Origin of the sequence: Maritimibacter fusiformis (assembly GCF_008086115.1) — a bacterium.
In the GTDB taxonomy this organism is placed as follows: domain Bacteria; phylum Pseudomonadota; class Alphaproteobacteria; order Rhodobacterales; family Rhodobacteraceae; genus Muriiphilus; species Muriiphilus fusiformis.
Genome location: NZ_VSIY01000004.1, coordinates 713,951 through 723,346, shown reverse-complemented (window position 1 = coordinate 723,346; position 9,396 = coordinate 713,951). Strand labels below are relative to the sequence as shown.

The 9,396-nt window shown below is 64.1% G+C and carries 9 protein-coding genes and 2 pseudogenes; 6 read left to right on the top strand and 5 right to left on the bottom strand.

Annotation, left to right across the window (positions count from 1 at the left end):
• From FVF75_RS07635 to FVF75_RS07625, 3 genes and pseudogenes are all read left to right on the top strand, one after another.
• Window positions 1-634: IS110 family RNA-guided transposase (locus tag FVF75_RS07635; protein ID WP_148377337.1), on the top strand; the 634-nt coding region annotated here is incomplete at its 5' end.
• A gap of 325 nt (window positions 635-959) precedes the next feature.
• A pseudogene (locus tag FVF75_RS07630) lies at window positions 960-1,175 on the top strand (transposase); the annotation flags it as partial.
• A 65-nt stretch (window positions 1,176-1,240) separates the two neighbouring features.
• Window positions 1,241-1,507 carry a helix-turn-helix domain-containing protein gene (locus FVF75_RS07625; RefSeq protein WP_148377335.1) on the top strand — a complete coding sequence of 89 codons (267 nt, stop codon included), beginning with the start codon at window positions 1,241-1,243 and terminating at the stop codon, window positions 1,505-1,507.
• Window positions 1,508-1,688: 181 nt separating this feature from the next.
• Here FVF75_RS07625 and FVF75_RS07620 read toward each other — a convergent pair whose 3' ends face one another.
• The 4 genes from FVF75_RS07620 to FVF75_RS07605 are packed head-to-tail and all read right to left on the bottom strand — an operon-like array spanning window position 1,689 to window position 4,697.
• Complete coding sequence (locus FVF75_RS07620) at window positions 1,689-2,666, bottom strand: pirin family protein (RefSeq protein ID WP_148377334.1); 978 nt, start codon at window positions 2,664-2,666, stop codon at window positions 1,689-1,691.
• A 36-nt stretch (window positions 2,667-2,702) separates the two neighbouring features.
• On the bottom strand, window positions 2,703-2,996 hold the full coding sequence (locus tag FVF75_RS07615) for a GNAT family N-acetyltransferase (RefSeq protein ID WP_148377333.1): 294 nt from the start codon (window positions 2,994-2,996) through the stop codon (window positions 2,703-2,705).
• Window positions 2,986-3,708, bottom strand: coding sequence for an alpha/beta hydrolase (locus tag FVF75_RS07610; protein ID WP_148377332.1), 723 nt, complete (start codon window positions 3,706-3,708; stop codon window positions 2,986-2,988). Before FVF75_RS07610 ends, FVF75_RS07615 begins: the two co-directional genes overlap by 11 nt.
• On the bottom strand, window positions 3,705-4,697 hold the full coding sequence (locus FVF75_RS07605) for a ring-cleaving dioxygenase (RefSeq protein WP_246138023.1): 993 nt from the start codon (window positions 4,695-4,697) through the stop codon (window positions 3,705-3,707). Before FVF75_RS07605 ends, FVF75_RS07610 begins: the two co-directional genes overlap by 4 nt.
• Window positions 4,698-4,748: 51 nt before the next feature.
• On the opposite strand from FVF75_RS07605, the gene FVF75_RS07600 reads away from it, so the two are divergent.
• Entirely contained in the window at window positions 4,749-5,090 is a 342-nt protein-coding gene (locus FVF75_RS07600) for a winged helix-turn-helix transcriptional regulator (RefSeq protein ID WP_148377331.1), read from the top strand.
• A gap of 190 nt (window positions 5,091-5,280) precedes the next feature.
• On the opposite strand, the pseudogene FVF75_RS07595 reads toward FVF75_RS07600, so the two are convergent.
• Window positions 5,281-5,689: pseudogene (locus tag FVF75_RS07595) on the bottom strand (DDE-type integrase/transposase/recombinase); the annotation flags it as partial.
• Between the two features lie 134 nt (window positions 5,690-5,823).
• Between FVF75_RS07595 and FVF75_RS07590 the strand changes: the two are divergent.
• Entirely contained in the window at window positions 5,824-8,337 is a 2,514-nt protein-coding gene (locus tag FVF75_RS07590; RefSeq protein WP_148377330.1) for a cation:proton antiporter, read from the top strand.
• A gap of 176 nt (window positions 8,338-8,513) precedes the next feature.
• Entirely contained in the window at window positions 8,514-9,377 is an 864-nt protein-coding gene (locus tag FVF75_RS07585; RefSeq protein ID WP_148377329.1) for a universal stress protein, read from the top strand.
• Window positions 9,378-9,396: the final 19 nt, after the last annotated feature.

Here is a 9,396-nt window from a genome sequence, read left to right as displayed (position 1 = left end):
GTGCTTTGTGCGGCAGCGGACCCAGTTGATCAACGCGTTGCGCGGCCATTTGGCGGAGTTCGGCCCGGTGGCTCCCAAGGGTCCGGCCAGCTTGAAGATTCTGCAGCAGGCGCTCGCGCAGCCTGATGTGGATTTGCCCGCCCCGGTGCGCGCGATGGGCGTGCTCTATCTTGACCAGATCAGCCGCTCGACCGAGCTTATCGAGCAATTGGCTGACGAGCTTGAGCGCGCCTCGAAGACTGACAACGAGTTGCGGCGGCTCTGCACGATGCCGGGTATCGGGCCTGTCACTGCCGGTGCCATTGCCGCCTTCGCACCGGATCTCTCGACCTTCGACAGCGGGCGCAATTTTGCTGCATGGCTGGGATTGGTGCCGCGACAGCGATCAACAGGTGGCAAAGCCCGACTTGGCGCTGCCAGCAAGATGGGGCAATGCGACATCCGCAAACTCCTGATTGTCGGCGCCATGAGCGTGATCCGCTGGGTCGTGCGCAAGGGCGGCAGCGCCAATCGCTGGCTGGCTAACCTGGTTGCGCGCAAACCTCGGATGGTGGCGGCGGTGGCGCTGGCAAACAAGATGGCCCGCATGATTTGGGCGATGACAACGAAACAGGAGAATTACAGAATGGCGTGACCCTGATCCGACACGACAGGGACGCGGCATGGCCGCAAGGCCTGGGCAAGGTGATCGACCGACGGAGTAAGCGACACGGACTTCAAAGTTCAAGGTGGGGACACCCAGTCCCGGGGCACGAGCGTCATAGCTCTCTGAACCGATGTGGGCCTCGCCTTCCGAACAGCATACCGGCCCGTGGCGTCGTATAGCCACATTGAGAGGCCTGACACACGACCGATTGAAGCCCAGCCCAACCGTCGAAAAATCAGCTTGCAAAACCGGGGGCATCCACACACGCCCCGGGTTTGCCGGAGGCTCCAACTCCTGAGTAGGATGGAGCATCATGAGCAAGACAACGAACAAGTATTCCCCCGAAGTGCGCGAGCGTGCCGTTCGCCTGGTTCTGGACAATCAAGGGCAGCATGAGAGCCGCTGGTCGGCAATCCTGCCGATTTCGTCGAAGATCGGCTGTGCGCCGCAGACGCTGAACGAATGGGTCAAGAAGGCCGAGGTGGATCGTGGCGATCGAACCGGCATCACGACCGAGATGGCACGGCGCCGATGCGGACGCTTTCACGCTGACTAACACAGAGCATCAGACACCAACATCGAAAGGACCATCTGATGCCCTTCAGCCCCACTGCAATCAAGCTCGCCAAGGCCATCGTAGCGTCCGAACTCACCCAGCGCGAGATCGCCGACCGGGTCGGGTTTCGCCAGGCCAATATCATTTCGATGCTCAAGACCGGAGAAACCCGCGTCCCGCTCGACAGAATTCCGGCGCTCGCACAAACGCTCGGGATGGACGAGCGCGACTTCCTGCTGACCGCGATCGCGGAATACCACCCCGGTATTCACGAAGTGCTGGTCTATCACCGTGTCCTGCCCTAGGCCGCGCGACAACGGAACAAAAGCGCAAGCCGGGGTGATCAGCGCCAGGCTTCGAAAAACGCCAGTTCGATGCCGACGAGGCCCAACATCCACTCTCCCTCCTCCGCAACGGTGGCAAGGGCTGGCGTGCTAACTGTTGCCGCGAGAAAAGCAACGGCGGCGCACAGGGCTGGCTGCGGCGTCACGGGTAATGAACTCCGCCTTCGGCGCGCCGGATCTTGGGATTGCCTTCGGGCAGCGGAATGAAGTCCTGCTCGTCGCCCGGCACGGTTTCGAACCGCCCGCGCCGCCATTCCTCGCGGGCCTGTTCGATGCGTTCGCGCCGCGAGGAGACAAAGTTCCACCAGATATAGCGCGGCCCCTCCATCGGCGCGCCGCCAAAGAGCATGAAGCGTGCGTGATCGCCGGTGCCGTCAGCCAGCGCCTCGACGGTGATCTCGTCGCCCGGACGCAGGACAAGCAGCTGGCCGGGCTCGAAGGTAGACCCCGCGATCTCGATCTTGCCGCGGATGGTATAGAGCGCCCGCTCCTCGGAATTGGCCGCGATGGGGGCCTTGGCACCCGGGGCCAGTGTCACATCGGCATAGAGCGTGTCGGAGGCGGTCTTCAGCTGCGAGGTGGCGCCAAAGGCGGAGCCTGCGATCAGCCGCGCGGTCAGGCCTTCGGCCTCGACTTCGGGCAGGTCCGACTTGCCATGGTGCATGAAGGCGGGATCGGATTCCTCTTCGTCCACGGGCAGCGCCATCCAGGTCTGCAGCCCGAAAAGCCGCTGGCCGGTTGCCTTGCGCTCGGGCGATGTGCGTTCGGAATGCACGATGCCCCTGCCCGCCTTCATCCAGTTCGCCGCGCCCGGCTCGATCGCCAGTTCGGAGCCGAGACTGTCGCGGTGCAGGATCTGACCCTCGAAGAGATAGGTCAGCGTGGCGAGGTTGATATGAGGGTGCGGCCGCACGTCGATGCCCTGGTCGGTCAGGAACTCGGCCGGGCCCATCTGGTCGAAGAAGATGAACGGCCCGACCATCTGGCGTTTGTGGGAGGGCAGAGCTCGACGCACTTCCATCTCGCCCAGATCGACGGCGCGCGGCACGATCAGGGTCTCCACCGCATCGACGCTCCCGGCGTCTCCGGGCACGGGGTCGGGGCAAGGGCTCCAGCTCATGATATCTCTCCTTCTTCCAATTCGGTTTCGCAGGTCTCAGCCCTGCAAAACATCCTGCCATTCGGGGTGCCGCTGGATCTGGGCCTTGGTAAAGGGGCATAGCGGCACGATCTTGCGGCCTTCGGCGCGGGCGTCCTCGACACCGCGGCGCAACAGGGCCTGGCCGACACCGCGTCCGCGCAGCGCATCCGGCACGCCGGTATGATCGATGATGATGGTGCTGGCGCCGGCTCGGGAATAGGTCATCTCGGCCTCATGGCCGTCCACCACGGTCAGGTAGCGGCCCTTGCTGTCGGTTTCTTCACGGGTAATCTCGAACTCAGTGCTCATTGGTGTCTCGCTTGTCGTTCAAATGCCTGCGCAGCCAGGCCGCCTCGTCGGCGACAATGCCATGACCGGCGCCGGGAATGACGATGGTGTCGACCTGCGCGCCCATGCCTCCCAGCACCCTTGCGCTTTCGCGCACCCGCGCCAGCGGGATATGCGGGTCCTGTTCGTGACAGCCGAGCAGCAGCGGCACATTGTCGAGCCGGCCTTCGTAGTCGAACCGCTTGGCCGTGCGATTGTAAAGCTCTGCGAGCTGCGGCCCGCCTGCTTCGCCGGTTCCGATCAGTCCACCCGAAAGAGCCGCCACGGCGCGGAACGGACAAGCAAGGCGTGCTGCTGCCTCGACAGCGAGACAGGCCCCTTGCGAGAACCCCACAAGGGCGATCCGTTCCGGGCCGAAGCCTTGCTCTGCCAGGTCGTCCATCAACGCGGCGACGACGCTCAGCCCGCTGCTCAAACCCGGCTCGTTTGCCTTGAGCGGCGCCAGAAAGCTGTCGGGCCACCAGGAGCGGCCCGCCGCCGTTGGCGCGAGGACCGCAAGTTCCGGCAGGGCGAGATGGTCGGCGAGACCGATCATGTCCTCAGGTGCTCCTCCACGACCGTGGATCATCACGACAGCCAGCCGCGCCCGGTGCAGCAGAGCCCCGGCCGTGACCAGCCGTTGCCCCGCATGCGAACCGGTGCCGCGGGTTATTGCCTCCGGCAAGCGGCTCATGACGGAACCCGGATTTCGGGCAGAACCTGCTCGATACGCGCGCGATGCGCTTCGAATTTCTCGGGCAGTTTCAGCGTCTCACCCAGATGGGCCGCATCTTCGTCCACGGCGAATCCCGGCGGATCGGTCGCGATCTCGAACAGCACACCGCTGGGGGTGCGGAAATAGATCGCGTCGAAATACTGCCGGTCGATCACCGGTGTAACGTCCAGGCCGATCTCGGAGAGACGCTTGCGCCATTCCTGCTGTTCCTCCGCGGTGCGTGCGCGGAACGCCACATGGTGGATGGTGCCCGCACCCGAACGTCCGATGGAGCGGGCATCCGAGGTCATCAGGTCAACCGCCGAGCCCCGCCCAGGGTCAGTGGAGCGATAGCGAACGCGCGTCTCCGTGCCCCCCGTGCCGCCCGTGGCCGTGGCGTCTTCCGCCTCACGCACATAGCCCATCGCCTCCAGCACCCTGGCAGTGGGCTCGACCTCATCAAGCCAGAGCGTCACCGAATGAAAGCCTTCATCCCGCGCGCCGCCTTCAGTCATCTCAACCCGCAGGCCATCCGGGTCCTTCAAGGCAATCGCGCGTTCGCCGATGCGCTCGAACGGGCCTTCGAAATCAATGGCAGCTTCGGCGAGGTCAATCATGCGCTGATCAAGGTCCGACACGGTATAGGCAACGGCAGAAGCCATGCCCGCACCGGCCCGACCCGGACCTGCGCCCACGAAGGGAAAGAAGGTCATGATCGACCCCGGCGCCGCATCGTCGTCGCCGTAGTAAAGGTGATAGGTGCCCGGATCGTCGAAGTTCACCGTGCGTTTGACCAGCCTCTGGCCAAGCGTTCCGATCCAGAAATCGAGATTGGTTTGCGGCGGGCCGGAAATGGCGGTGACATGGTGCAGGCCGGGGATGGCTTGGGATGTGGATCGAGACATGTCGCTTTCTCCTTTGGAACACCGCTCCGGCGTGAATACGGCCGAAACGGATGTTGCGTTCAACGGTTGGAGGCATATGTAGTTCGCAAGTTACCAACCGAAAGTCGTTACCGAATGGAAACTACCCAAAAGACCGACCTGGCAGAACCTGCCGACGCAGTAGCCGGCCTGCCCTGTGGCGCCGACAGACTGCTGCGTAAGCTCTGGGGCCAGTGGAAAACCCATGTGATCTACGTGCTGGGCGAACAGCAGGCCTGCCGCTTTGGCGTTCTGCGGCGCACGATCACAGGTATCTCGCCAAAGGTCCTGACCCAGCGCCTGCGCGAGTTGGAGGCGGATGGCCTGGTCTGGCGCGAACAGGAAAACACGATTCCGCCGAAGGTGACCTACGGGCTGACCGAGACCGGCCGCGCAGTGCATGCGGTCTTGAAAGGAATTGAGACGATCGAGATTTGAGTGCGGAGGGCGTCAAAAGTCGCGCGCGTCTGCCTTTCTTGCAGACATATCCAGAGGACTGGGTGCGGGCGCTCCGTTTCGATGCCAGCGACATGCAGACCGGGGCGGCGACAATCCTCGACTGGTTGAGCGCCGAACAGGACAGCGCAAGCTATGGCAGCGATCCGGTTTTCGGCTGGAGGGAAGGCGAGGCGATTGCGTTGTCATCGCTGTCGCCGACACCGGCGGGCGAGGGCTCTATGCAGGCCTCGGCAAGGCGCTCGGTGTATTTGATCGACAGATATTGAGATCCGCGACCGCTGTGGTGCACGAGGCCCGCGCCTGGTTGCCGCTGGTGAACGGCTTGTTCCAGAGCGTCGAGGACGAAGCCGGCGTGGGCCGTCCGGTTCACCCGCCAACCGACAATGCGGCGGGCAACGGCGTCGATCACGAAGGCGACGAAGCCCGACCAGGTAGCGACGTAGGTGAAGTCACTGACCTGTCACCCGGCAGGCGATGCTCGCATAGCGGTAAGGACAGAGCCTGTCAGGCGCTGGCACACGGAACTGCCGGTTCACCTTGTCCAAGGGACACAGCAGCGTCTTGTCCGGAACCGTGGTTCCCCCATGGATCCGACAACACGACACGCACGTTTTTTAGCACGGTGAATTCAGCCTTTAGCCAAAGCGAACGATAATCCGACAATTCGGACATTCATGGATGCGCGCGATGAACGTTGTGTTATTTCAACATCATGGACATCGTCATGGTCACAACGGTCATCGCGTCGCTCTTCCTCGTCATAGGGGCGTCGGAGCCTTTGGCGGCGCGTTTGCGGCTGCCCTTCACGGTGATCCTGGCGGTTGTCGGCATTCTGATCGGGGTTGCCGCGCTGTTTTTCCTGCGCACCGACCTGACCGATGCGCTCAACCCGGTGGCCGAGGCCATCCTCGGACTGCCGATCAAGTCCAACGTGTTCCTCTATGTATTCCTGCCGACGCTGCTGTTTCAGGCGACGCTGGGAATGAACCTGCGGCGCATGATCGACGACTGGGTGCCGATCCTGACGCTGGCAGTCGTGGCGGTTGTGGTGGCCACATTGTCGGTCGGCTATGCGCTGTCCTGGGCAAGCTCACTGCCACTGGCGGCCTGCCTGTTGATCGGCGCCATCGTCTCCACCACCGACCCATCGGCGGTGGTCTCGATCTTCCGGTCGATCTCGGCCCCGCGCCGGCTTGCGCGGATCATCGAGGGTGAGAGCCTGTTGAACGACGCCGCCGCCATCGCGCTGTTCGGGCTCTTCATGGGATTCGTCATGCTCGGCGCGCCGAACCCCACGTTGAGCGATGCACTGGCCCAGTTCCCGTTGTTGATCATCGGCGGCGCGCTCATCGGCTGGCTGGCGACGCGAAGTGCCGTCTGGGTGATGGCCGCCTTTGCCCGCTACGAGCTTGCCCAGATCTCGATCTCGGTCGCACTGCCCTATCTGGCCTATATCATCGCCGAACAGAGCGTCGGGGCCTCTGGTGTCATCGCGGTCGTGGTTGCGGGCCTTACCCTGAACCTGACGGGTCCGGGGCGGCTGCCGCCACAGGTCTGGGTCAACCTGCGCGAGGTCTGGGATCTGCTGGCGCATTGGGCGGGGGCACTGATCTTTATCCTGGCCGCACTTCTGATCCCCCGCATCCTGGAAGAAGTCAGAATAGGCGATATCGTCCTGATCGGCGTCGTGATCCTGGCCGCCATCGTGGCGCGGCTGTTGATCCTATACGGGCTGTTTCCGCTGCTCACACTCATGCGCCTCTCGCCGGTTGTCGATCGGCGTTATCGGGTCGCGATCCTGTGGGGCGGCCTGCGCGGCGCAGTCACGCTGGCGCTGGCACTTGCCGTTACCGAAAGCGTCCGCGTCCCGCTCGAGACGAAACGCGTCGTCGGCATCCTGGCCACGGGATTCACGCTGTTCACTCTGATCGTGCAGGGCATGACGCTCAGGTCGGTGATCGCCTGGCTGGGCCTGGACCGGTTGTCACCAATCGACGAAGCACTGTCGCGGCAGGTCGTGGCGGTGGCGTTGCAGACGGTGCGCGAGGACGTGGCGCGCACCGCTGAGAACTATGACCTGACCCATGACATCGTGCGGTCCGAGGCAATTCGGTTCGGAGAGCGGCTGGATGTTGCGGTGAAATCGGCCGAGGACAGCGCCGATATTCTTGATCGTGACCGGATCACGCTTGGCCTGATCTCGCTGGCCGGGTTCGAGCGCGACACGATCCTCGAGCGGGTCCGCGAACGCACGATCTCGGCCCGCATGGCCGAACAGGCGCTATCCCGCGCCGACCGGCTGATAGAGGCGGCCCGGACCGGCGGGCGCAGCGGTTATCAACGCGCGGCCCGCCAGTCGGTCGCCTATGGCTACGGCTTTCGTGCCGCCGTGATGCTGCACAGCAGCCTGGGCATTTCCGCCCCGCTGGTGCGGATGACCGCCGACCGGTTCGAGGAGCTTTTGTCCCAGCGACTGATCATGAAGGATCTGGGGGCCTTCATAGATGGCCGCATCCGCCGCATTCATGGCCGCCGTCTGGCCGACCTTCTGCACGAGATGCTGGCCCGGCGCATCGAGGTCGTGGAAACCGCGCTGGAAGGATTGCGGCTGCAATACCCGGGGTATGCCGAAGAACTGCAGCGCCGGTTCATCCGGCGCACCGCCCTGCGCCTGGAAGAACGCGAATACACTGCCATGCGCGAAGACGGCGTGATCGGCTCGGAGGTCTACACAACGCTGATGCAGGACGTGACGGCCCGGCGCGCTGCCGCGGAGAGCCGCCCGCGCCTCGACATCGCGCTCCAGCGGACCGAGCTATTGCGGCGATATCCGCTGTTCGCGGATCTTGACGGCGCCGCGTTGAAGCGGCTGGGTCGCGCGTTCAAGGCGCGCTACGTGAATGCGGGCGATGTCATCATCCGCAAGGACAGCACCATCAAACGCGTGTTCTTCATCGCCTCGGGTGCCGTCGAACTGACAAGCGCGGGCCAATCCTGGCGGCTGGGCCGCGGCGAGATGTTCGGGCAGATGGCGATCCTGATGCGAAACAGGCTTCGGACGGAAGTGCGCGCCATCGCCCCGTCGCTTCTTCTGGTTCTCGACGAGGACCGCTTTCGCCGCTTGCTGTCGCGCAGCGAGGCGTTGCAGACGGCTGTGCGCGACAGCGCCGAGAAACGCGGGATCGCGCCGGAGGCGTTCCTGCCGGACATGCAGGATGCGCCATAGGGCGTTCACCCGGCGCTGCGGCGCGAGTTCGCGGGCGCGCGATACCGGGCGCCTTTTCATCGGGTGCTCCGTGAAATAGCGTGGCGGGTGCAGCCCGACGATGGTGGACAGCGCCCGGCGGGTTGCAACGCCATCTTGTCGGACCGCTCGGCCGCGCCCTGGAGGGGTATGATCCAATGAAGAAAATCATGGTTGCCACGGACTTCTCCGAGCGTTCGGACAGGGCCCTGATGCGCGCAAAGCTGCTTGCCCGGCAGTTCAACGCGACGATCACGCTGGTCCATGTGGTCGACGACGACCAGCCACGCCGCATCGTCGATGTCGAGCGCGACGAGTCCGCCTTGCTGCTGCGCCAGAGCGCTGAAACGCTTGCGAACGACGACGGCGTGACCTGCGAAACACGGGTAATTCTGGCCTCGCCGTTTGCCGGGATCATCCAGGGCGTCGAAGAGATCGGCCCTGACCTGCTGGTGATCGGCCCGCATCGCCGGCGCATGCTGAAGGATGTGTTCATCGGCACCACCGCCGAGCGCACGATCCGGCTGGTCGACTGCCCCGTTCTCATGGTCAACGCGCCGCCCAGGGGAAACTACCGCCACGTGATGCAGACGACTGACCTGTCGGAAGGCTCTCGCGACGCGCTGCAAAGCATCCTGCCGCTCGAGATCGGCAGCGAGGCGCGCAATTCGATGCTGTTCGTCTTCGAAGCGCCGGCGCTGCGGCTTGCGATGTCGCACACGATGTCCAAGGACGACCGGGAGCATTACCTGGCGGCTGCACAAAAGAACGCATCCCGCGAACTGACCGAGTTTCTCTCGGCGGCAAAGCTCGGAAACGTCATGCCGATGGTGCGTCACCGGACAACGGCGGCGCATCACGAGATCCTGAAATCGGCGGTTACGGAGCGCGCGGACCTGATCGTGCTATCGACCCATGGCAAGACCGGTCTCGCGAAACTGCTGATTGGCAGCGTGACGGAACACGTCCTGAGGTCTTCCACGATCGACGTGCTCGCGATCCCGGCGGGGAGCCGGAAGTAGGCGTTTGCGCTTGGAGGCA

Excerpts from the sequence above, each read along its gene's own strand:
- FVF75_RS07620 (WP_148377334.1), bottom strand. The coding sequence starts at position 2,666 with ATGAGCTGGAGCCCTTGCCCCGACCCCGTGCCCGGAGACGCCGGGAGC.
- FVF75_RS07610 (WP_148377332.1), bottom strand. The coding sequence starts at position 3,708 with ATGAGCCGCTTGCCGGAGGCAATAACCCGCGGCACCGGTTCGCATGCG.
- FVF75_RS07625 (WP_148377335.1), top strand. The coding sequence starts at position 1,241 with ATGCCCTTCAGCCCCACTGCAATCAAGCTCGCCAAGGCCATCGTAGCG.
- FVF75_RS07585 (WP_148377329.1), top strand. The coding sequence starts at position 8,514 with ATGAAGAAAATCATGGTTGCCACGGACTTCTCCGAGCGTTCGGACAGG.
- FVF75_RS07600 (WP_148377331.1), top strand. The coding sequence starts at position 4,749 with ATGGAAACTACCCAAAAGACCGACCTGGCAGAACCTGCCGACGCAGTA.
- FVF75_RS07590 (WP_148377330.1), top strand. The coding sequence starts at position 5,824 with ATGGACATCGTCATGGTCACAACGGTCATCGCGTCGCTCTTCCTCGTC.
- FVF75_RS07615 (WP_148377333.1), bottom strand. The coding sequence starts at position 2,996 with ATGAGCACTGAGTTCGAGATTACCCGTGAAGAAACCGACAGCAAGGGC.